The following is a 20,289-nucleotide window of genomic DNA, read 5'->3' as shown; positions in this document are numbered from 1 at the left end:
AGGATCTCAGCTATGTCTTTAGAACCCGCCATCGAGGCGCTGGTTGATGAGTTTATCGCCGCCGGTCGCCCCTCTTCACGCCAGCAAACTATCGACGAACGCCGCGCCGGGTATCTCGCCAGCACGACCCTGGCCGGTGAAACGGAAACCCGCGTAGACGTAAAAGACATCAGGCTTGATGGCATGACGCTACGCGTGTTCTCCCCGCTTAACGCATCCGGCGATCTACCCGCCGTTATCTACTACCACGGCGGATGCTTTGTGAGCGGCAGCTTTGCCACCCATGACAACCAGCTGCGCCAGCTTTGCTACTACAGCGGCTGCCGGGTGATTGCCGTGAAGTATCGCCTGGCTCCGGAGCACACGTATCCGGCAGCGCATGACGACGCTGAGCGTGCGGCCAATGCCGTCCGGAACAATGCAGAGCTTCTGGAAGTGAACCGCGAAGGTATTACGCTTGCGGGCGACAGTGCCGGGGGCCATATTGCCCTGGTCACCGCGCTGCGGCTGAAGGGCTCCGGGAAATGGCAGCCCGCGCGGCTGGTGCTGATTTACCCGATGCTGGACGCCACGGCGGAGTCCGTCAGCTATCAGGAAAATGGCTACGACTACATTATCACCCGCGATATGCTGCTTTCGGGTTACGAAGCCTATATGGCGGATCTCGAGCCAATGGATGCGGAAGCCAGCCCGCTGTACCGCGAAGATTTCAGCGGCCTGCCGCCGGTGCATATTATTACGGCCGAGTACGATCCGCTGCGCAACGAAGGCGAAGTGCTGCACGAATGCCTGATGGAGCATGGCGTGGATTCCACCTGCCAGCGCTATCTTGGCGTGATCCACGGTTTCTTCCAGCTCGGCGGGATCAGCCCGGCTGCGCGAAGCGCGATGCAGGATATTGCGTGGCGGGTGAGGCGGTAGCGGTAGCTGAAGGGTTGAAAAGCGATAGCGTCATTCAGCAATGGTGTACATTTTGCCGGATGACGCCGCGCTTATCCGGCCTACGAAAGCAGTGCGTCGTAAGCCAAAAATGGTCTTAGTCTTTCTTAATCATCTGCGAGATCTGGTCGTTGTTGATCTCATGCTCGATGCCCTGCTGGTCGGTGTAGCGGGTCAGGCCGGTTTCTTTATCCACTTCCGGCTTGCCGTGGGTGATGATCATTTCGCCCGTTTTGGTGGACATCACGTAGTTGCTGGAACAGGCGGTAACGGACAGCGCAACGCCAGCGAGCAGCGCGAAAGAAAGCAGTTTTTTCATAACGATAAATCCCCTTTAAAAGATCACGGGATTATACGCCTTTAAACCACAACCTGATGTTAATGTGTGTTGCGAGGGGTATACATTAAAAAAAGGTGGATGACGCGGACGCTTATCCACCCTACGAAGCGGTAAAATGAAGGGCGGATAAGCCTGCGTCATCCGCCATTAAACCTACAGCTCAATCACCATCCGTGACCCGGCAGAATCCGGGGTAATCACCACGCCCTGCTCGCCCATTTGGCTCTTGCCCTGCTGCACGCCCTGCACTTTGCTGATGTTACGCAGGCACAGCGTCCACGCTTTTGCCTGCCCTTCACCCTGCACCGTCAGCGCGTTACCTTCGCGCTTCACCTTCAGCGTGAAGATGACTTTACCGTCCGCCGCCGGGACTTCGCACAGCGCTTCACGGCCATCCTCAAGGTTAAACAGCTGGAAGGCGGTGCCTTCGTGCCAGGCGTAGTCCGGCTTCTGGTCATTATTACCCAGCGCCAGCAGCGTGTTGTCCCGCACGTAGACCGGCAGGCTCTGGAAGCCGTGCTGCTCTTTGTGCCAGCGGCTGCCCTGTGCCTCACGGTTGCTGAACAGGTGCGTCCAGCGTCCTTCCGGCAGGTAGAACTGCACGTCCCCCGCCTCGCTGAATACCGGCGCTACCATCACCGACTCGCCCAGCATGTACTGGCGGTCCAGATAGTCGCAGCCCGGATCGTCCGGAAACTCCAGCATCATGGCGCGCATCATCGGCGTCCCGGTTTCAGCAGCGTAGGCCGCCTGACGGTACAGATACGGCATCATGCGGGACTTCCACTGCGTGAAGTGGCGCACCACATCACAGGCTTCATCGTCGTACGCCCACGGCACGCGATAGGATTTGCTGCCGTGCAGGCGGCTGTGGCTGGAAAGCAGCCCGAACGCGCACCAGCGCTTATAGACGTGGGCAGGCGCGGTGTTCTCGAAGCCGCCGATGTCGTGGCTCCAGAACCCGAAGCCGGACATGCCGAGCGACAGCCCGCCGCGCAGGCTCTCTGCCATGGATTCATAGTTGGCGTAGCAGTCGCCGCCCCAGTGAACCGGGAACTGCTGCGCGCCCACGGAGGCCGAGCGGGCAAACAGCACCGCCTCTTCTTCACCCAGCTCCTGTTTCAACACGTTCCACACCAGTTCGTTGTAGATGAACGCATAATGGTTGTGCATTTTCTGCGGATCGCTGCCGTCGTGCCACACCACGTCCGTCGGGATGCGCTCGCCGAAGTCGGTTTTAAAGCAGTCCACGCCCATGCGCACCAGGCGCTTCAGGTGCCCGGCATACCACTCGCAGGCCTGCGGGTTGGTGAAGTCGACAATCGCCTGCCCCGGCTGCCATTTATCCCACTGCCACACCGCGCCGTTCGGGCGTTTCAGCAGGTAGTCCTTCTCCATCCCCTCGCGGAACAGCGGCGATTTCTGGCCGATGTAGGGGTTTATCCACACGCAGATTTTCAGGCCGCGCGCCTTCAGGCGTTTGAGCATTCCCTCCGGGTCCGGGAAGGTCACCGGGTCCCACTCGAAGTCGCACCACTGGAAGGCCTTCATCCAGAAGCAGTCGAAGTGGAAGACGTGCAGCGGCAGGTTGCGCTCCGCCATGCCGTCGATGAAGCTGTTGACCGTCGCCTCGTCGTAGTTGGTGGTGAACGAGGTGGTGAGCCACAGGCCGAACGACCAGGCCGGCGGCAGCGCTGGACGGCCGGTGAAGCGGGTGTAGCGGTCCAGCACCGCTTTCGGCGTCGGGCCGTCGATCACGAAATATTCGAGATACTCCCCTTCGACGCTGAACTGCACCTTGGAGACTTTTTCTGAGCCCACCTCGAAGGAGACGCATTCCGGATGGTTCACCAGCACGCCGTAGCCGCGGTTGGTGAGGTAGAACGGGATGTTTTTGTAGGATTGTTCGGTGCTGGTGCCGCCGTCGCGGTTCCAGGTTTCCACCGTCTGGCCGTTTTTCACCAGCGCGGTAAAGCGCTCGCCCAGGCCGTACACCGCTTCGCCCACGCCCAGGTCCAGGCGTTCAAACACATGCGTGCGGCCCGTATTCGCATCCTGCACGTAGCCGTTGTTCTTGAACGCGCTGCCGGTGATGCGCACGCCGTCGCGCAGGAAATCCAGCGCCCACTCGCTGCCTTTGGTGACGCGCACGGTCAGGCTGCCGCTTTTCAGCTCCGCGAACTTCTCGTTGTTCTGCATCTCGACTTTTACGTCTTGCAGCACGTTCAGCGGGTAGTGCGGACCGTTGTTCACCGCGCCCTGGAAGTGCTCGATACGCACCCCGACAATGCCCTCCTGCGGGGAGAAGAAGCGCAGGGTGAACAGCGGAGTATCCAGCTGGTTGCCGCGTTCGCTGACGTCTTTCGTCCCGGCGTAGACCACCATCTCGTTACCGTTTTGCTCCACGTCGAACACCTGAATCGGGTGAATCAACGCAAGCCCAGGCTGGATCAGCCAGTTACCGTCACTAATTTTCATTACTTCATGTTCTCCTGCTGTAATTCCCGGGAAACCGATGTGTTTTCAAAATCCTGCTGGTTGCGACGCACGCCTGCCGCCAGTTCGCCGAGGATCTTCGTCAGGAACGGGGTCTTAAGGGTGTAGAAGCGTTTGGCGACCACGGCGCTGATCAGGTAGCAGACCGCCGGGAAGAGGGTGAACAGCGCGATGATGATGGTGATAGTGGCGCTGTTTTGCGTGGCGGCACCGGCATCGTACCCGCCGCCTGCCAGCATCCAGCCGATCAGCGCCCCGCCGATGGCCAGGCCGAGCTTGAGCACGAACAGCGTGCCCGCAAAGCTGATGCCGGTAAGGCGTTTGCCGTTGGTCCACTCGCCATAGTCCACGGTGTCGGACATCATGACCCACTGGATTGGCGTCACCAGCTGGTGCAGCACGCCAATCACGAAGATGAAGACGAACATGGTGACCACCGAGCTCATCGGCACGAAGAACATCGCGAAGCTGAGCACCGCCAGCGCGGCGTTGGTCCACCAGAAGACGCTGACCTTGCACTTCCAGTCGGTAAGCGGCTTAGCGGCGGCGCTGCCGATCAGGTTGCCGACGCAGTAGGTGGTGAGGAAGGCGGTGAACATCAGCGGGGAGCCGAGGATCCAGGTGACGTAGTACATCATCGCCCCGCCGCGGATGCAGACCGCCATAATGTTGAGGATGGTGAGCAGGCCGACAATGCGCCACTGGTCGTTGTGCCAGATATCGCGCAGATCTTCCCGGGCCGAGGTGCTGACCGGAGGCGCCTCCACCCGCTCTCTGGTAGTAAAGAAGCAGACCGCCAGCATGATGAATGCCACCACGGAGAGCACCGCAATCCCGCCCTGGAAGCCAAAAGCTTTATCGTCCCCGCCAATGAATTTCACCAGCGGCATCATCAGCACCGTAGAGAGCATGCCGCCCGCCGTCGCCAGCACGAAGCGCCAGGACTGCAGGGAGATGCGCTGCGACGGGTCATTAGTGATGACGCCGCCCAGCGCGCAGTAGGGGATGTTGACCACGGTGTACATCAGGGTCAGCAGCGTGTAGGTGACGGCCGCGTAAATCATTTTGCCGTGCAGGCCGAAATCCGGCGTGCTGTAGGCGAACACGCAGACGATGCCGAACGGAATGGCGCCAAAGAAGATCCACGGGCGGAATTTCCCCCAGCGGCTGCGGGTGCGGTCGGCAATCAGCCCCATGCAGGGGTCGGAGATGGCGTCCAGCGCGCGGGCCAGCAGGAACATGGTGCCGACGAACCCGGCGGGGATGCCGAAGATGTCGGTGTAAAAGAACATCATGTACATCATGACGTTATCGAAAATGATATGGCTGGCGGCGTCGCCCAGGCCATAGCCAAACTTTTCCTTCGCGGAGAGTACCTGACTTGTCATCTCTACAGCCCCTGTCCTTACGGCAGCGAAAATTCACTGTCTGACGTTGTAAAGCATTGAGGGCGAGCGGTGAATTCTGTTTTCTGGTTATCAGATTACGATTCTTGATAACTGTGAGCCGGGTCGCTCTCTTAGCAAGATAACCGTAGGGGGCTGGTGGATAAGTGAGCGGATCTGCTTAATTTTAGTAATGAAAATGAGGGGAAAAGACGGTAAAAGACAAAAGCATTGTTTGGAGGATCCGGGAAACTCGGTATAATGCGCACCGCCTCCATGTAGCAATGAAGGCTGGGAAGATCGTCGTCTCCGGTGAGGCGGCTGGACTTCAAATCCAGTTGGTGCCGCCAGCGGCGCCGGGCAGGTTCAACTCCTGTGATCTTCCGCCAAGTTTTTCGTACATAACTCAGTAAATTATTTATTAACTCTCAAGGTATTAGAATTACGCATCAATATAGCTACGATAAATCATAAGAAGTATTAGAATACAAATATACTTTCCCTTTCTGTATATCAATATTATCGAGAATCTTATCTCCCACATCTGACTTTTTTTTCAAAATAATGCACTGCAGCGATTTAACTAACTCTAAGAACATCTCAATGTCACGAATATAATCTGGCTGCTGGGGCTGAGTATATACTGAGGTTTCATATCAGAATCTATATCTGGGTGAAAAACCAAATGAACCATTACGTTTTCTAATCCAATACCATTGTGTGCAGCAAAGTTATTTCGAAAAGATCATGCGTGTCATGCATAACCTGCTGAGATAGTCATGATAAAACTCTATTTTTTATTCAACCGCATTCGGCAAGCTTCTTTCACCCAGGCACTAAACTGCCCCTTGCCAGCAGCTTTCTCAATCTGTTCCAAAAGCTCATCTTCGAAGCGAATGTTCTTCATCGTACTTTTTGGTCGATCGAAGGCGAGTTTTTGTTTTTTGTCTTGCATGGTAGGTACCAAGTGGTTTATGGTGGATTTACTGATGGTACCTACCGTCAGAAAGAGAAGCAATAAATAGCAACGCCCCGGCAGTGCTTGGACCCACCACCGAGGCGTCTGACCACAACGTTAATGGAGTTAACGCCATGGCTATTCAACATAATATCACAACCCCTGCCTCTGAAATCACCACCAATCCGTCACAAATCGAGCCGGCTCGCATCGCGCTGTTAAAAACCCCGCTTAGCGTCAGCATGGATTTATTCCAGGTGCTCGACTTCTGCCAGTAGCATATCGATGAGCTGATTGATTGCCACGACCATACCGGGCGTATGGCGCTGTATGGCCGCCTGTATGCCGGGCTGGAGGTATTGAAGGTTGTGCAAAGCGCCGCTGCCAGCGCATTTGATCGAGCGCCTGACGGTGGAGGTGAAGACGGGCGAAGAGTATCGCTGCCCGCTTTCCACGGATTCCGAAACGCTGCGTGCGTACTGCGCGGCGCTGACCATGCTCTTAATGCAGGGGGACCAGTCATTCGATCAGGAAGAGCATATCTCTGGTTTATTGTTCGAACTGCTGGATGTGCTGGCCGAGGATTTGAAAGCACCGCGATTCGTTCGTGTTTCGACAGGGCTGGCAATGATTGGCGGTGCCGCCAACCCGGAAATTCACTAGGTTTTGTAGGGCGGATAAGCTTGCGTCATCCGCCTTCTAATTCAAAACATTGGTGGATGGCGCTGCCGCTTATCCACCCTACGTGACTGCTTTTCACAGTGGTAGAAGATAAATAAAAAGATTCCCATGCAAATTTTTTATCAAAACCCACGGCTCGCTATTAAGTAATCATTGAACCTGACGGAGCACTCCTTATCATTCACTAAAGCTGAAACAATAAATATGTTATGTTTATCTTCTTTATTCACAAAATCATATTTTATTATTAAATTCCGCGCATTATCTTCCAGATATATTTTTTTGTAATCCTTTACGGAAAGCCAGCTGTTAGTAGATTTTTTTTCATCTGTAATTGCAAATTGTTCGGCCAGTCGTTCGCTCACGGTTGTGTTACTGAGCAACGTCACTTTAGTTTTATCTTTTTGCAATGTTTGAATATCGATTCTCATATCCTGATCCATTGCTTCTATCATACCAATACCTATAGCAGACTCTGGGACAACACACGGATTTATTTTAGATTCAGTTGCGAAGGAAACTCGTACCAAAAACAGCAAACTAATAACTAATAATCTATATTTCATCTAACTATTAACTCCTTATCGCCACTTTCCCATATGATTTTCCTTTTATCTGGTGCTGCTACTATACATCCGTTTGATGCTGTACCGGGTTCTCTTATACTATCACCATGAATAAGAAACCCAGCACGACCAAACATGTTGTTGCTTACACTTGGTTGAAGACGAAGTGTAAATCTTCCTGCCGTAGGATGAGTAAAAGGCTGACCTACAATAAGATATTTTCCTCTCGGTAATGGTCCTTTATTAACAAGTGATTCATACTGCGTATCGTCCTTAAAACCTGGCACTCCTGCGTATAAGGCTTTAAATTGTAAGATGCCATCTCGATAAAACGTTTTTTTATTTACATCATATATCCATGTCATATGTAGCTCCATGCTTTTAATGACGCAAAAGGCGCCATTAAAACTCAGGCTTTTTCTTTCCATGTATCAGTATGAACTATATTTCCGTCGCAATACTTCCAGGTTATTTTTTCATATCGAAGACAAACTGATTCAAGATGATTCATGTTTTGCACTGCTTTGATATTATGCATAATTGGATTAACCCCAACTATTTTTACATTTTCCAGAAGCATATTAAAATATTCTTCTTCCAGCCCCGCATGATTTATACGATACCACTTAATTTCAGCGGATTTTAAAGTTTGCCCACTGGAAACGGCTTTATATAAATAAGGGCTTGATGAATCAAACTCTTTCTCAATCTCAAGTGCGCTATGAACTCGCACCCCGGTAAGCTTTCCCGTGTGGTTATCCGTGGGAATATTCAGGCCGTGCATGAAACTCAAAATCTCAATACTATCCTCACGATCAGCAACATCTACTGATCCTTTAATAAGTGCGCCGCCATCATCCTTAATCCATAAATAAGCTGGTATTGCCATGCCTTTTCTCCTGTGGATCATTATTAATCAATAAAATTATATCTGTGAGATTCAAAAATGTGCTACATCTATATCCCTTATTTAACGGCAAATGATCAAAATCGTGATCGTGATCGCCTAATAACATCAGGATCATGAATGATAGCAAACCGCTTATTCACCGAGGCTATATATTTAAGACAAGTAATAATTTGCTATTCAGGCTTCTAGTTACGCAACCAGATAGTTACAAATTCAAAGCAGCCATTCACAATATGAATAAATTGTGTAATCGCGAATGACATATTGAATAAAATATTATTCACTGAACCATTTAACACAATAAAATATTATGTGCTTAGTTACCCGCGATTATTAGTTGCGTACATAATTCGGTATTTGACCATGAACAACATTATCAAAATTGACGGACATACGGCCGTTATCAGCTTCGAACCAGACATTGAAATGTTTCGCGGAGAGTTCATCGGCTTTAACGGCGGAGCGGATTTCTATGCCTACAGCGTTCAGGAGCTGAAAACAGAAGGCGCGGAATCCCTGAAGTTCTTTCTGGAAACGTGCAGTAAATAAGGGATTGAGCCTTATAAATCCTATAGCGGGAAAATCTCTGCCCGCCTGTCACCGGAAGACCATGCAGCGCTGGAACGTATTGCGCTGGCAAGCGGGGAGAGTATTAATCATCTGCTGAATCAGGGCGCGAAGATGCTTATCAAGCAGCGTGATTCCTGACTTTATCTCGACTCCGATCTCGTAGGGCGGATAAACCTGCGCCATCCGCCTTCTGCTTCAAAACACTGGTGGATGGCGCTGTCGCTTATCCACCCTACGCGTGACCAACAGCCTCTTCCCTCACATAGGCGGCACCAGCCCATCCTTCCCGGCGGAAATCCCGCGGGCGACCGCGTTGCCCTTGTCGTCTTTCATTGCGAAGAGCACGACTTTGGTGCCTGGTTTTAATATCGATTTATCGGCTGGGGTTATCAGCACCACCGGGACGTCGTCCGGGACGGTGACCGTTTTTTCTTTGTCGTGGTATTTCACCGTCATTGTGCGGCCATTGCTGTTGACCAGCTTGCCGACCGTGCCGTTGGTCATGGTGTTGACCTGCCCGTTGGCGGATTCAAACGGATTGAAGCCTTCTCCGGAGCCGCGCAGGCTTGGGGCAAAGACATGTACTTCCAGCGCTTTTAACGTGCCATCGGCCTGGGGTACGGCGGCGGTGCCGATAAAACTATCCGGCTTGATGTCACTCATCTTCGCCCTGCTGACGCTGTTCACCTTCGTTTTGTCCGTCAGTCCAACGCTGAGCTTTTCGCCCTGCCGCGTGGTGAGCTGCAGGGTATTGTCGTTCACATTCTCAATCGTGCCGCGAACCGGGGTGATAACGTTATCGGGCGTGGCGGCCATCGCTCCAAAGCTCAGGGCCAGCGCACCCAGCAGCAGAGCGGGTAAACGGTGCTTTATCATGTTTCTCTCCAGCGTTTAGTCGGTTAATTAGCAGGCTTATTAAGCGTAGAAAGACTGGTAAATAGCGGCGGGAAAGAGTGTGTTTAAACATTTCGTTGAGGAGAGATTGAGCACAGCCTGAGGCCGTTTATTCATGATACGCTGCGGACAAACTTTCACAGGTGAAGAAAAATGGCTTATAAACGCGCGCTCTTGTTACTGGCCCCACTGGTTCTGGCTGGCTGTTCTTCGCTGGATAGCTCCGCCGGTAGCGGCCAGCGTTCTTTAAACTCGCCTGCCGAAGAGGGTTTTATCCGTTCGCCGTATCCTGATCCTTATTACAACAAAGAGTATCTGAGTGACGACCAGCGTCGCGAAATCAGTGAACAGCTCCGTGCGCAAAGGCTTGAGGCGCGTGGCCGCCGGGATAACAGTACCGACAGCGGCGATGGGTTTGGGCAGGCGATCCCCAACGGCTATTTTGACTGAGTACGACAGGCTTCTTCAGCCGCAGCTGCACGCCCTTCATTTCTTATTCATCCCTTTCTTGCTGGCCTGAAAAACAAAAACCCCGCTGGTGAGGCGGGGTCGTTTGTTTTTACTGCATTGAGCGCGTATGGGACGCAACTGCTTCGCACATCGTAATATACCAACGTTCAAAATATACGATGAAGTTTCAGACGGTGTAAACAGTTGCTGCTAATTTGAGCGGCGGTTGTTTTTCATTCTACGAGTCAGGCCTCCCTTTAATAAACGCTGGCAACAAACATTGCCGCGCCGTCTTTACATCAGGCCAGTTTGTGCCGCCAGGGAAAACGCTACGTCATCTTGCCTCGCGCTTTATCTGTGGTAGATTCCTCTCGATTTTCATACTGTGTCAGTGACATTCACTGGTGACTGTCCTTTGCCACCCATAACCATGCTGAGACGATGAGAAAGTTAGCCAATATTCACCTGCTGATGATGCTTATTCTGCTGGTCGCCGTCGGGCAGATGACCCAGACCATCTATATTCCGTCGATCCCCGATATAGCCCACGAACTGGGCGTACGCGACGGGGCTATCCAGCGGGTGATGGCGACGTATCTGCTGACGTACGGTATTTCCCAGCTGTTCTACGGGCCGATTTCAGACCGCATCGGGCGTCGCCCCGTCATACTGGCCGGGATGGGCATTTTTATTCTCGCTACGGTCTGGGCGCTGTTTACCACTAATTTATCCGCCCTGGTGTATGCCAGCGCGCTGCAGGGGATGGGCACTGGCGTGGCCGGGGTGATGGCCCGCACCATGCCGCGCGATCTCTATGAGGGATCGTCGCTGCGCCAGGCAAACAGCCTGCTGAATATGGGCATTCTGGTCAGCCCGCTGATTGCGCCGGTGCTTGGCGGCATGCTCGATTCGGTGTGGGGCTGGCGCGCTTGCTATGGTTTTCTGCTGCTGCTGTGCATGATTGTGGCGTTCTGCATGCTGCGCTGGCTGCCGGAAACGCGTCCGGTTCAGGTGCAGCCGCTGCGGCTCAGGGCCAGCTATAAGGCGCTGCTCGGCAGCGGTTCGTTCAACTGCTATCTGCTGATGCTGGTTGGCGGGCTGGCGGGCGTGGCGGTCTTCGAAGCCTGTTCCGGCGTGCTGATGGGCGGCGTGCTGGGGCTGAACGGCGTGGTGGTGAGCATTCTGTTTATTCTGCCTATTCCGGCGGCGTTCTTCGGCTCCTGGTACGCGGGCCGTCAGAACGGGCGGTTTTCGGCGCTGATGTGGCAGGCGGTGCTGAGCTGCCTGTTCGCGGGGATATTAATGTGGCTGCCGGGCTGGTTCGGCGTGATGAATATCTGGACGCTGATCGTCCCCGCCGCGCTGTTCTTCTTCGGCGCGGGGATGCTGTTCCCGCTGGCAACCAGCGGCGCCATGGAGCCTTTCCCGTTCCTGGCCGGTACCGCGGGGGCGCTGGTTGGTGGCCTGCAAAACATTGGTTCCGGGGCGATGGCGTGGTTCTCCGCGCTGCTGCCGCAAACCGGGCAGTTCAGCCTGGGGATGCTGATGACGGCGATGGGCGTGCTGATTTTGCTGTGCTGGCTGCCGCTGTCGCATAAGTTTCAGCAGCACGGTGAGGCGGCTTAACGATTCTGGTGGATGACGCAGGCTTATCCACCCTACGAGCGATCGGGCGGATTGCGCGAGCGTCACCCACCTGTTGTCTTAAAGCACCTTACTCAAAAACTCTTTGGTACGCGGGTTGGTCGGCGTGCTGAACAGCTGCGACGGCGGCCCCTGCTCCTGAATCACGCCCTGGTCGATAAACACCACGCGATCCGCCACTTCCCGGGCGAAGCCCATTTCGTGGGTCACGATCACCATCGTCATGCCCTCCAGCGCCAGCTGTTTCATCACCGCCAGCACTTCCCCCACCAGCTCCGGGTCGAGCGCCGAGGTTGGCTCATCGAATAAGATGATCGAGGGCTCCATTGCCAGCGCGCGAGCAATCGCCACGCGCTGCTGCTGCCCGCCGGACAGGCTCGATGGCCAGGCGTCGATTTTGTCTATCAGGCCCACCTTTTGCAGCAGTTTTTCCGCGCGCGAGACGGCGTCCGCCTTCGAAAGACCTTTAAGGGACATCGGCGCCATAATCAGGTTTTCCAGCACCGTCATGTGCGGGAACAGGTTAAAGCGCTGGAAGACCATGCCGATGGATTCACGCAGCGTATTAAGGTTAGTTTTCGGGTCGTGGACCGCAAAACCGTTCACCATAACTTCGCCGCCGTCCGGTTTTTCCAGCGCGTTCAGGCAGCGCAGGAAGGTACTTTTACCGGAGCCGGACGGGCCGATGACGCAGACCACTTCCTGCGGCGCGACGTCGCAGGAGATGCCGCGCAGCACGTGGGTATTGCCAAATTGTTTCTGCAGGTCGTTAACGTGAATCACTTTTGCCAAACCTCTTTTCCATGTGTTGCACCATTAGCGACAGCATAAACGTCAGCACCCAGTAGACCAGCGAGATGGTCAGGTACGGTTCCCAGTAGGTCGCATAAGCGCCGGAAACGGTACGCGCAGCGTAGGCCAGGTCGGCAAGGCCGATAGCCGAAGCCAGCGAAGAGTCCTTCACGATGGCAATGGCATTGTTGCCCAGCGGCGGCAGAATGCGGCGGAACGCCTGCGGCAGGATCACCTTGCGCATCGTTTTGCCCCAACCCATGCCCAGCGCGCGGGAAGCTTCCATCTGGCCCTTATCGATAGACTGGATGCCAGCACGGAAGATCTCAGAAACATAAGCCCCGGCGTTCAGGGTTATCGCCACCACGCACGACAGGAAAGCACCGTATTCAGAGCGCAGCTCGCGGGCGAAATCTACGGACATCAGGCCGCTGGTGACCAGCATGCCGTCGCGCGGGTTGATGAACAGCGGCACCAGCGCAAAGTGAACCACCATGATCTGCACAAACAGCGGCGTGCCGCGGAAGGCGCTGACGTAAACGCGCACCGGCCACTGTACGGCATACCGCAGCACATGTTTCCACGGGCCGTCTTCGGCGTGCGCCATACGGCCCAGGCCGAGCAGTAGCCCCCAGGTGGTGCCTAATATTACGCAGATGATGGTGCATTTGATGGTCATGATCGCGCCCTGCATAAATAGCGGCGCGTATTCTGAGATTATCTCCCAGCGAAATCCGGTCATACCTGTCCTTGTTGGGGCCGAAACGGCCCCAAGTCATGCAAATTTATTCAGCGGGGAGGGTTGGTACGTTGCTGTCAAACCACGTGGTGTAGATCTTCGCATAAGTGCCGTCAGCGACGATTTTCTTCAGTCCGGCGTTGATTTTTTCGCGAAGCTCGGCGTTATCTTTCGCCACCGCGATACCGAAATACTGGCGCTCGAATTTGGTGTCCGAAACGGTTTTCAGCTGCTTTTCCGGGTGAGATTTGATGTAGTACTTGATCACGCCAACGTCGCCCACCGCGGCGTCAATGCCGTCTTCCGCCAGCTCCTGCAGCATCAGCGGCGTGTTATCAAAACGCTTGATGTCAGTGCTGTTTTTGCCCAGCGTGTCGGAAACTACGATGTCGCCCGCGCTGGAATTCACCACGCCAACTTTCTTACCTTTCAGCGAGTTAACTGAATCCACTTTCGAATCTGTTGGCACCACGATGGACTGTTCAGCCGGGAAATAAGGCGCAGAGAAATCGACCATGGCCTTACGCTTGTCGGTGATGGTGATGCCGGAAATGATGATGTCGCGGTCGCCGGAGTTCAGGGTGGCGAAGATACCTTCCCACGGGGTGTTAACCAGCTTGATATCAAACCCTTCGGCTTTGGCGATGGCCTTGATGATGTCGATGTCGAAGCCTTCCAGCTGCTTCTGGCTGTTTTCAAATTCAAACGGGCGGTAGGTGCCGCCGGAGCCGACAACGTAGGTCTGCTGGGCGGCATACGCGCCGGTGGCGAGGGTGGCAATCATGCACCCGGCGAGAAGAACTGATTTTGCTAACATCCTGATCATGTGGCGCTCCGATATAGTATGTATTTATGCATTTTATTTGCATAAAACTACATAATTTGACGGAGCGCGGCAACTTAAAATTAGCGAAACGACTCAGTTAGTGCAGTGAGGCCTGAGAATCGCATCCAGCAGCGGCTGCATTTCAGGGCGCCAGGCCCCCTCTTCACCATCATAAAATTTGCCATCGCTGTTTACCGCAAACGGCAGGTGGGCCTTTTGCAGCTCGCAGGCCGTAAAGGTGGCAAAGGCAATTTGCTGCTTTGTAGGGCCACTTTTGACCACTTCGCCCACCGACCACGCGCCAACCCAGCTGCTCTGTCCGGTTTTCAACTGCCAGTGAAGCACACTATTAATTCGCGTGCGGATCGCCGCTTTCTCAGCAGGCGTGCCCGTCGTCCAGCCGCGCTTCCCCTTCACCGCCACCGGCCCGTACGGGAAAAGGTGCCAGTTCGCCATCACGGGAGCCGTCGCGGAGTCCGGCCACTTCAGGCTATCGGGTTGGGTATAGGCCTGAGGGGCGATCAGCACCATCCGCTGCGGGCTGATTTTGTGAATTACTTTGCTGGCCTTTTCATACAGAGCATTGAGCTGGGCGTGGCTGAGCTTATCCGACGGTTCGTAGAGAATATCGAAGCCGAGCTGCGGGAAGCGCTGGGCAAAGTAGCGGGCCGTCGTCGTCCACCACGCCACAACCTGCGCGTCGCTTTCGCTGCCCGCCTGATAGCTGACGATCGGCACAACGTTGTACTTCTGGCAGGCCTCAACGATTTTTTGCAGATGCACCAGCCGCTGGTGCGTGGCTTCCCCCGTCACTCGGATGCGCACGTGCCCGAAGCCACGCTGCTGATAGTCCTTCACCGCCAGCGGATCAAATTCGCGAATGCCGCGCTCGGTGCGCGCCCAGTCGACAATTATCCCCGTTCCCAGCCGGCTGGCGTAGGTTTGCGGTGCAGTGGCGGGCGGCGTGGCGGCCATAGCGCAGGCGCTCAGGGACAGCAGAGCGGCAATCAGAATCGGCTTGTACATGGCCTGTAACTTAATGATGAGAGGGGAAAACCTAATATTTAGCACGCTTTACCCAAAGGGGGGAGCGCAGAGTGAAATAAAACGTAGCCGGTGAGAGTGAAAAAACGGTGCCCGCAGGCATTCACCACTCGTTTTTCCACTACCACCAGCGTTTCCGGCCCGCCTATGCCTCTCCGTAGGTCGGATAAGCGCAGCGTCATCCGACAATTCCTTCACATCCAAAAAATCACCGCCAGCAGCTGGAGCGTGATGATGCGCAGGAACATCACCAGCGGGTAAACGGTGGCGTAGGAGAGAGCCGCAGCGCCGCTTGTGGCATGCAGGCCGTTGGCGAAGGCCAGCGCCGGGTGTTGGTGACCGCGCCGGAGAATATCCCCAGCACCACGGGCAGCGGCACGTCAAGAGCTTGTAGATTAGAGCCGTCACCAGCGCGCCGATAACGACAATGAGGATCGCAAAGAGGTTTAACCGCAGGCCGGAGACGCGAAGAGAGGAGAAGAACCCCGGCCCGACCTGAATGCCGACGATGATGCCGCCGAACAGCACACCTCCGATGCCAAACCCGACGCCGCGAATTTTGATGCCGCCAATCCACAGGCCAACGACGGCAACCAGCGCCAGCATGCTGATGGTTAACGCTATTCCATTCATCTACGGCTCCTTGCGAATAACACCGCTGTTTACAAGGATTCTCGCAGAGCGGCTACCGCCTTAATGGGGCGTGGAGCACAAATGGCTCCTAATTTTAAGGATTTGGCTCCGCCAGTTTAAAGCGGTTACGACCCTGCTTTTTAGAAAGATAGAGCGCTTTATCGGCGCGGTTCAGCAGGCTTTCTACCGACTCGTTTTTCTCCCACTGGGCGATACCCTGACTTATAGTCACGTGGTCGGCAATGTCCGAAGCCGCATGGGGAATAGCCAGCCGGTTGATTTCATTCTGAATACGGGCGGCAACATCCTGCGCCACGGCGAGGCTGACGTCCGACAGCACCACAACAAACTCCTCGCCGCCGTAGCGAGCCACTAAATCCCCGCTAGCGTTGCGCACCGCCCGGGTCAACGCCGTGGCAACGTTGATTAGACACTCATCGCCGACAAGGTGCCCGTAGTGGTCGTTATATTTCTTAAAGTAATCGACGTCGATCAGAATAACCGTCGGCGGCGTGTTCGCCAGCGGCGCAAGGGCGATAAGCTTGTTGATGCGCTCGTCAAACTGGCGGCGGTTAGGGATATGCGTCAGCGAGTCGCTGTGGGCGATTTCGTCCAGCGCGGCGGCATAGGTCTGATTAGTGTACTCCTGGCGGATCGCCTGAATAAACCAGTGTTTGAGCATGCGGCGACCCGTTTCCACCAGGAAGAGGGTCATTACCACGCCCATCAGGATCAGCATCTGGAAAGGCTCAAAGAAGAGATTCTTTACAACCAGCGGCAGCAAAGTGATGGGAACAACAAAGCTGTAAAGACACAGCGTTGAGACATACAGACCCGCCAGAGAAGAAAAGATCAGCATTAAGAACAGCGACATGCCGAAAAGTATCTGTCCATTTCCTTCAATCATCGTCAGCATCAGTGCCCAGTAGCAGCCAAGCAGGAAAAAACCGACCGCAAGGGCCTTAATGTGCAGCGTCGCGAGTATTCGATGCGGCCAGTCGAAACGGGAGGCGAGGGCACAGACCACCAAAAAGCCGAGGAAGAGACCAGCGGTGTAGTCGATACTCGCATTAAACAGGTTTATAGGGGTTTTAGAATGCTCAAGCTTAAGCATCTGCCGCTGGGCAAGAATAAAGATGGAACAGCAGGCACCGACAAGCCATAGCCAGCGGATAGAGGAGCTCAGGGCGCTGCGGGTAGAGTCAGAGAGGAGCTTTTTGTATTCGGCGGTTTCTTTGAACCAGACGCTGGCGAGGTTAAGCACATAGTCATCAATAACGGCCGTTAAAAAGCCTCGCAATTTCCCGAAATACATATGTTTCAACCCGCCCGTCTGTTTTCTCAACCGCGCAACAAAATGTGTACGTATGTGCAAATATAATGCATCAAGGGGGGAGAACAAAAGGGCACGTCGAAAATGAAACGGGGCCGAAGCCCCGTTTGAGGTTTAATTTTAACTGTTCAGCGCCGGACGTTCGCTAATGGCGATACGCTGCGGAGCGATTTCTGCCGGGATTTCCCGGACTAAATCAATGTGCAGCAGCCCGTTCGTGAAGGTCGCCCCGGACACCTTCATGTGTTCAGCAAGCGTAAAGCTCAGGCTGAACGGCTGCATGACTAACCCTTGATGCAGCCACGTCGGTTCTATTTCGCCCTTTTCTGGTTCGCCCTTCACGGTAAGGCGGGTGCCTTCCAGCTCAATATTTAAATCTTCCTGACGGAATCCTGCCAGCGCAAGGGTGATGCGGTAATGGTTGTCGTCGCCTTTTTCAATGTTGTAAGGCGGGAACCCCTGGGTTTCCGGTGAGGTTTGCAGGGCATTGGCCATTTTGTCAAAGCCGATCCATTGACGCAGCAGTGGGGATAAGTCGTAGTTACGCATAAGTTTTCTCCTTCTGAGAAGCGAGTGAATACCTGGCAATATGCGAATTGCCATTAGCTCCCTTACGGCGAGCCGGATTTAGCGGGCCGCGAGGCGACCCGACAGAATTAATTAATGTTGATGCGGCGTGGCTTCATTGATTCCGGGATCACGCGCTCGAGATCGATATACAGCAGGCCATTTACAAGGTTTGCACCGCGAATGTGGATATTTTCCGCCAGCTGGAATTTACGCTCGAAGTTGCGCTCGGCGATGCCCTGGTACAGATAGGTACGTTCCGGCTGTGCGTCGGCATGGGCACCTTTCACCACCAGAAGGTTATCCTGGGCGGTGATCTCCAGCTCGCTTTCGGCAAAACCAGCGACGGCAATGGCGATGCGGTAGTTATTTTCATCTGCCAGCTCAACGTTATACGGAGGGTAGCCACCGTTGCTTTGGCTTTGGTTGTTTTCCAGCAGGTTGAACAGGCGGTCGAAACCAATGGCGGAACGGTACAGCGGGGACAGGTCGAAATTACGCATAGTTAAAAGCTCCTGAAATCAGCGAGGTTCAATAGTTGCCTTCCGTCATGGACAGGTCACGGAAACCAGAGCACCCTTCCGGCGTACTCTCATACGGTCACATTCTTAAAATGGATCCGTAATCGCGCTTTTCAAGGCAATTGAAGGAAATTTTTTGCGCCTTAGCTGGTTAATACATAGACTGTCTGAAGAAGTAAACCAGACTTATCTGCGACAGCCGCCACAGAGCGGTGATTTTTGAGATATTTATTCTCCACATGAGTGCTATAACCGCCGTGTGGCCTGACCGGAACTGGTCGTTGAAATGAAATTAATAGTGATGATAAAAAGCTCTCTTCCAAAAATAATAGTCGTCAGCGGTATGGTAACGATGAGCGGCTGCTCTAGCGTCATGACCCACACCGGTGGCCAGGAAGGTTACTACCCCGGCACCAAAGCCAGCTACGAGATGCTGACAGACAAGGGTACCAGCTGGGGCTATAAGCCTTTCGTCGCGCTGGACATGCCCTTTACCGCTGTGATGGACACCCTGCTGCTGCCGTGGGACATGTTCCGAGACGATAAGTCGGTGAAAGCGAGGGTCGAGGCCAGCGAGCGCAAGAATCTGGCCACCAACTCCGTTATCCCACCCGCCTAGCCGCCAGCTCCGTCCGGGTCGTAAATAGCTGGCGATACCCGTCCATGGCCTGCATCCAGGCGATATAGGTTCCATCAGGGGAGAAAACTATCGCATCGGCAGACGGGCATTCGCCGTCCGCCGCCGTAAGCGGCGTAGTTTCTCCGCTTTGCGCATCGCAAAGTACGACGCAATCGTCCACCACAAACCCCAGCGCTTTGCCCGAAGGATGCCAGTTAAACGCCGACTGGATGTCTGACGCGCCGTGCGTGAGCTGCCACGGCTCCCCGCCCTGCGGTGAAATCAGCCACATCTGTACCACGCCATCGTCATCCTTCATCAGGAAGGCCAGCTGGCTGCCGTCCGGGCTGCTGCGCACCCAGTGACGCGGCTGTAGTACAAGGCCCGGGAAGCGGCGCTGATGAGTAAAAGTCAGGCGGCGTTGCTTAACGCTGGCCGGAGGGGCCGGGAGCGTTGTTTCGGTGCCTTCCAGCGGCTCCGCACCCGCTTGCCGCCACTCAGTTTCGCTATCCGGCAAATCAACGATAAACAGCTCAGGCACTTTCTCACCGTTATCTGCCCGCGTATCGCCGATAAACGCCAGCGCCCAGCGCTGCTGGCTGCCGTCTGCCCTGCGGTAGCCCTGCTCCCCTACCCATCCTTCTTCATATGCGCGGTTTATATCGTCAGTCCCCGGACGCGGCGCCGAGGTTGTGCGGCTGACCAGCACGCAATAATGGCTGCCATCGTACTCACGCGGATGCTGTTTAACGGGCGTAACCGGGCCAAACGGCAGCGCCACGCCAACGTTGCGTATATCTTCTGCGGGATTAAATTCGTGCATCACATGGTCGTTATAGGTGAAGCTCAGGCGAGAGCCGTCTGGACTCCAGACGTGGACATGGCTACCGCCGCGCAGCGCGCCAGGCGTGAAAGGTGCGGTGATATCCATGGCGTCCAGATTGCCCGCTCCGCCGTTATCCACCACCACGCCACGGCGATGGTGAAAATCATACTGCCAACCTGCGTCAGGGTTTTCCGGGCCGTGAATAAAGACGTATCGCTCGGGGGCCTGCGGGTTTACCGTGACCACACCAACGTGCGCACCGGCAAGAGCCTGGTAAATTACCTCGACTTCGCCAGTTGCAACATTGACGCGTTCCACAGTCTGGCTGGTAAAAGAAGCGCCGGAGGGGCGAACATCAAAGGCCAGCCACAGGCCGTCCGGCGTCCAGACGTTGGTGTTGGTGAGCTGGTGATTGCGCGGAGCGAAGGTGAGTTGTTTAGTCACGATAATACCCTGAAGCGTTAGACGCCTCAGGGTAAAACAAAGGAGTGTTTTAGAACAAACTTTATAAGATGAAGAAGTTAGCAGGCATCTTCAGAAAGATAACAAGGAAAAT

24 protein-coding genes, 1 tRNA gene, 1 pseudogene and 1 other annotated feature are annotated in these 20,289 nt (G+C 54.7%); of the genes and pseudogenes, 9 read left to right on the top strand and 17 right to left on the bottom strand.

What is annotated here, in order from left to right:
* The first annotated feature begins 12 nt into the window (after positions 1–12).
* Positions 13–921, top strand: coding sequence for an alpha/beta hydrolase (locus ACA108_00185; protein ID XEX96002.1), 909 nt, complete (start codon positions 13–15; stop codon positions 919–921).
* A gap of 115 nt (positions 922–1,036) precedes the next feature.
* Here the strand turns inward: ACA108_00185 and ACA108_00180 are convergent, their stop codons facing one another.
* The 3 genes from ACA108_00180 to ACA108_00170 form a co-directional block, all read right to left on the bottom strand.
* Positions 1,037–1,258 carry a YgdI/YgdR family lipoprotein gene (locus tag ACA108_00180; GenBank protein ID XEX96001.1) on the bottom strand — a complete coding sequence of 74 codons (222 nt, stop codon included), beginning with the start codon at positions 1,256–1,258 and terminating at the stop codon, positions 1,037–1,039.
* 174 nt (positions 1,259–1,432) lie between these two features.
* Positions 1,433–3,757, bottom strand: coding sequence for an alpha-xylosidase (yicI, locus tag ACA108_00175; GenBank protein ID XEX96000.1), 2,325 nt, complete (start codon positions 3,755–3,757; stop codon positions 1,433–1,435).
* Positions 3,757–5,163: a glycoside-pentoside-hexuronide family transporter gene (locus ACA108_00170; protein XEX95999.1), complete on the bottom strand. Its 1,407-nt coding sequence runs from the start codon at positions 5,161–5,163 to the stop codon at positions 3,757–3,759. Before ACA108_00170 ends, yicI begins: the two co-directional genes overlap by 1 nt.
* 291 nt (positions 5,164–5,454) lie before the next feature.
* Here ACA108_00170 and ACA108_00165 point away from each other — a divergent pair.
* A tRNA-Sec gene (locus ACA108_00165) sits at positions 5,455–5,549 on the top strand.
* A 401-nt stretch (positions 5,550–5,950) separates the two neighbouring features.
* Here the strand turns inward: ACA108_00165 and ACA108_00160 are convergent.
* Positions 5,951–6,115: a YlcI/YnfO family protein gene (locus ACA108_00160; GenBank protein ID XEX95998.1), complete on the bottom strand. Its 165-nt coding sequence runs from the start codon at positions 6,113–6,115 to the stop codon at positions 5,951–5,953.
* A gap of 137 nt (positions 6,116–6,252) precedes the next feature.
* Here ACA108_00160 and ACA108_00155 point away from each other — a divergent pair, with 137 nt between their 5' ends.
* Positions 6,253–6,396 (top strand): hypothetical protein, encoded by a 144-nt coding sequence (locus ACA108_00155; GenBank protein ID XEX95997.1) that lies wholly within the window; start codon positions 6,253–6,255, stop codon positions 6,394–6,396.
* Positions 6,397–6,484: 88 nt separating this feature from the next.
* A complete protein-coding gene (locus ACA108_00150) occupies positions 6,485–6,781 on the top strand; it encodes a hypothetical protein (GenBank protein XEX95996.1) in 297 nt (98 codons plus the stop codon).
* Positions 6,782–6,921: 140 nt separating this feature from the next.
* On the opposite strand, the gene ACA108_00145 is transcribed toward ACA108_00150, so the two are convergent.
* The 3 genes from ACA108_00145 to ACA108_00135 are packed head-to-tail and all read right to left on the bottom strand — an operon-like array spanning position 6,922 to position 8,254.
* Positions 6,922–7,365 carry a hypothetical protein gene (locus tag ACA108_00145; protein XEX95995.1) on the bottom strand — a complete coding sequence of 148 codons (444 nt, stop codon included), beginning with the start codon at positions 7,363–7,365 and terminating at the stop codon, positions 6,922–6,924.
* The gene (locus ACA108_00140) at positions 7,362–7,730 is read right to left on the bottom strand and encodes a tlde1 domain-containing protein (GenBank protein ID XEX95994.1); all 369 of its coding nucleotides are present in this window, start codon (positions 7,728–7,730) and stop codon (positions 7,362–7,364) included. The genes ACA108_00145 and ACA108_00140 overlap by 4 nt, the downstream gene beginning before the upstream one ends.
* A 44-nt stretch (positions 7,731–7,774) precedes the next feature.
* Complete coding sequence (locus ACA108_00135; protein XEX95993.1) at positions 7,775–8,254, bottom strand: Hcp family type VI secretion system effector; 480 nt, start codon at positions 8,252–8,254, stop codon at positions 7,775–7,777.
* A 384-nt stretch (positions 8,255–8,638) separates the two neighbouring features.
* Here ACA108_00135 and ACA108_00130 point away from each other — a divergent pair, with 384 nt between their 5' ends.
* Entirely contained in the window at positions 8,639–8,824 is a 186-nt protein-coding gene (locus ACA108_00130; protein XEX95992.1) for a type II toxin-antitoxin system HicB family antitoxin, read from the top strand.
* Between the two features lie 3 nt (positions 8,825–8,827).
* Complete coding sequence (locus tag ACA108_00125) at positions 8,828–8,983, top strand: toxin-antitoxin system HicB family antitoxin (GenBank protein XEX98190.1); 156 nt, start codon at positions 8,828–8,830, stop codon at positions 8,981–8,983.
* Between the two features lie 120 nt (positions 8,984–9,103).
* Here the strand turns inward: ACA108_00125 and ACA108_00120 are convergent, their stop codons facing one another.
* Positions 9,104–9,721 (bottom strand): hypothetical protein, encoded by a 618-nt coding sequence (locus ACA108_00120; protein XEX95991.1) that lies wholly within the window; start codon positions 9,719–9,721, stop codon positions 9,104–9,106.
* Positions 9,722–9,892: 171 nt separating this feature from the next.
* On the opposite strand from ACA108_00120, the gene ACA108_00115 reads away from it, so the two are divergent.
* Entirely contained in the window at positions 9,893–10,189 is a 297-nt protein-coding gene (locus ACA108_00115) for a hypothetical protein (protein ID XEX95990.1), read from the top strand.
* Positions 10,190–10,630: 441 nt separating this feature from the next.
* Positions 10,631–11,815, top strand: a complete 1,185-nt coding sequence (gene emrD, locus ACA108_00110) for a multidrug efflux MFS transporter EmrD (GenBank protein ID XEX95989.1) — start codon at positions 10,631–10,633, stop codon at positions 11,813–11,815.
* A 78-nt stretch (positions 11,816–11,893) separates the two neighbouring features.
* Here the strand turns inward: emrD and ACA108_00105 are convergent, their stop codons facing one another.
* The 8 genes and pseudogenes from ACA108_00105 to ibpA form a co-directional block, all read right to left on the bottom strand.
* Positions 11,894–12,616, bottom strand: a complete 723-nt coding sequence (locus tag ACA108_00105; protein ID XEX98189.1) for an amino acid ABC transporter ATP-binding protein — start codon at positions 12,614–12,616, stop codon at positions 11,894–11,896.
* The gene (locus ACA108_00100; protein ID XEX95988.1) at positions 12,603–13,367 is read right to left on the bottom strand and encodes an amino acid ABC transporter permease; all 765 of its coding nucleotides are present in this window, start codon (positions 13,365–13,367) and stop codon (positions 12,603–12,605) included. The genes ACA108_00105 and ACA108_00100 overlap by 14 nt, the downstream gene beginning before the upstream one ends.
* A 43-nt stretch (positions 13,368–13,410) precedes the next feature.
* Positions 13,411–14,181 (bottom strand): basic amino acid ABC transporter substrate-binding protein, encoded by a 771-nt coding sequence (locus ACA108_00095; GenBank protein XEX98188.1) that lies wholly within the window; start codon positions 14,179–14,181, stop codon positions 13,411–13,413.
* Between the two features lie 102 nt (positions 14,182–14,283).
* Positions 14,284–15,216, bottom strand: a complete 933-nt coding sequence (locus ACA108_00090) for a cellulase family glycosylhydrolase (protein ID XEX95987.1) — start codon at positions 15,214–15,216, stop codon at positions 14,284–14,286.
* 221 nt (positions 15,217–15,437) lie between these two features.
* Positions 15,438–15,867 (bottom strand): annotated as a pseudogene (locus ACA108_00085) (transporter).
* A 94-nt stretch (positions 15,868–15,961) separates the two neighbouring features.
* Positions 15,962–17,182, bottom strand: coding sequence for a membrane-associated sensor domain-containing protein (locus ACA108_00080; protein ID XEX98187.1), 1,221 nt, complete (start codon positions 17,180–17,182; stop codon positions 15,962–15,964).
* Positions 17,183–17,320: 138 nt separating this feature from the next.
* The gene (gene ibpB / locus ACA108_00075) at positions 17,321–17,749 is read right to left on the bottom strand and encodes a small heat shock chaperone IbpB (GenBank protein XEX95986.1); all 429 of its coding nucleotides are present in this window, start codon (positions 17,747–17,749) and stop codon (positions 17,321–17,323) included.
* Positions 17,750–17,856: 107 nt separating this feature from the next.
* Complete coding sequence (gene ibpA / locus ACA108_00070; protein ID XEX95985.1) at positions 17,857–18,270, bottom strand: small heat shock chaperone IbpA; 414 nt, start codon at positions 18,268–18,270, stop codon at positions 17,857–17,859.
* Positions 18,264–18,340 (bottom strand) — a sequence feature (ROSE (Repression Of Heat Shock gene Expression) occurs in the 5'-region of heat shock genes and acts as an RNA thermometer to modulate expression.). It overlaps the preceding gene by 7 nt.
* 249 nt (positions 18,341–18,589) lie before the next feature.
* On the opposite strand from ibpA, the gene ACA108_00065 reads away from it, so the two are divergent.
* Positions 18,590–18,907, top strand: a complete 318-nt coding sequence (locus tag ACA108_00065; protein XEX98186.1) for a YceK/YidQ family lipoprotein — start codon at positions 18,590–18,592, stop codon at positions 18,905–18,907.
* On the opposite strand, the gene ACA108_00060 is transcribed toward ACA108_00065, so the two are convergent.
* Positions 18,891–20,177 (bottom strand): DUF3748 domain-containing protein, encoded by a 1,287-nt coding sequence (locus ACA108_00060; GenBank protein ID XEX95984.1) that lies wholly within the window; start codon positions 20,175–20,177, stop codon positions 18,891–18,893. The genes ACA108_00065 and ACA108_00060 overlap by 17 nt on opposite strands.
* Between the last annotated feature and the right edge of the window lie 112 nt (positions 20,178–20,289).

The sequence above is a fragment of the Dryocola sp. LX212 genome (assembly GCA_041504365.1).
Taxonomy (GTDB): domain Bacteria; phylum Pseudomonadota; class Gammaproteobacteria; order Enterobacterales; family Enterobacteriaceae; genus Dryocola.
The sequence above is the reverse complement of the archived record's forward strand: the minus strand, read 5'-3'. Positions and strand labels throughout refer to the sequence as shown.

What these genes read in the sequence shown, in the direction of transcription:
- ACA108_00115 (XEX95990.1), top strand. Translation starts at nt 9,893, where the DNA reads ATGGCTTATAAACGCGCGCTCTTGTTACTGGCCCCACTGGTTCTGGCT.
- yicI (XEX96000.1), bottom strand. Translation starts at nt 3,757, where the DNA reads ATGAAAATTAGTGACGGTAACTGGCTGATCCAGCCTGGGCTTGCGTTG.
- ACA108_00160 (XEX95998.1), bottom strand. Translation starts at nt 6,115, where the DNA reads ATGCAAGACAAAAAACAAAAACTCGCCTTCGATCGACCAAAAAGTACG.
- ACA108_00130 (XEX95992.1), top strand. Translation starts at nt 8,639, where the DNA reads ATGAACAACATTATCAAAATTGACGGACATACGGCCGTTATCAGCTTC.
- ibpA (XEX95985.1), bottom strand. Translation starts at nt 18,270, where the DNA reads ATGCGTAATTTCGACCTGTCCCCGCTGTACCGTTCCGCCATTGGTTTC.
- ACA108_00095 (XEX98188.1), bottom strand. Translation starts at nt 14,181, where the DNA reads ATGTTAGCAAAATCAGTTCTTCTCGCCGGGTGCATGATTGCCACCCTC.
- ibpB (XEX95986.1), bottom strand. Translation starts at nt 17,749, where the DNA reads ATGCGTAACTACGACTTATCCCCACTGCTGCGTCAATGGATCGGCTTT.
- ACA108_00090 (XEX95987.1), bottom strand. Translation starts at nt 15,216, where the DNA reads ATGTACAAGCCGATTCTGATTGCCGCTCTGCTGTCCCTGAGCGCCTGC.
- ACA108_00170 (XEX95999.1), bottom strand. Translation starts at nt 5,163, where the DNA reads ATGACAAGTCAGGTACTCTCCGCGAAGGAAAAGTTTGGCTATGGCCTG.
- ACA108_00180 (XEX96001.1), bottom strand. Translation starts at nt 1,258, where the DNA reads ATGAAAAAACTGCTTTCTTTCGCGCTGCTCGCTGGCGTTGCGCTGTCC.
- ACA108_00155 (XEX95997.1), top strand. Translation starts at nt 6,253, where the DNA reads ATGGCTATTCAACATAATATCACAACCCCTGCCTCTGAAATCACCACC.
- ACA108_00135 (XEX95993.1), bottom strand. Translation starts at nt 8,254, where the DNA reads ATGGCAATACCAGCTTATTTATGGATTAAGGATGATGGCGGCGCACTT.
- ACA108_00145 (XEX95995.1), bottom strand. Translation starts at nt 7,365, where the DNA reads ATGAAATATAGATTATTAGTTATTAGTTTGCTGTTTTTGGTACGAGTT.
- ACA108_00065 (XEX98186.1), top strand. Translation starts at nt 18,590, where the DNA reads ATGATAAAAAGCTCTCTTCCAAAAATAATAGTCGTCAGCGGTATGGTA.
- ACA108_00080 (XEX98187.1), bottom strand. Translation starts at nt 17,182, where the DNA reads ATGTATTTCGGGAAATTGCGAGGCTTTTTAACGGCCGTTATTGATGAC.
- ACA108_00120 (XEX95991.1), bottom strand. Translation starts at nt 9,721, where the DNA reads ATGATAAAGCACCGTTTACCCGCTCTGCTGCTGGGTGCGCTGGCCCTG.
- ACA108_00140 (XEX95994.1), bottom strand. Translation starts at nt 7,730, where the DNA reads ATGACATGGATATATGATGTAAATAAAAAAACGTTTTATCGAGATGGC.
- ACA108_00100 (XEX95988.1), bottom strand. Translation starts at nt 13,367, where the DNA reads ATGACCGGATTTCGCTGGGAGATAATCTCAGAATACGCGCCGCTATTT.
- ACA108_00185 (XEX96002.1), top strand. Translation starts at nt 13, where the DNA reads ATGTCTTTAGAACCCGCCATCGAGGCGCTGGTTGATGAGTTTATCGCC.
- emrD (XEX95989.1), top strand. Translation starts at nt 10,631, where the DNA reads ATGAGAAAGTTAGCCAATATTCACCTGCTGATGATGCTTATTCTGCTG.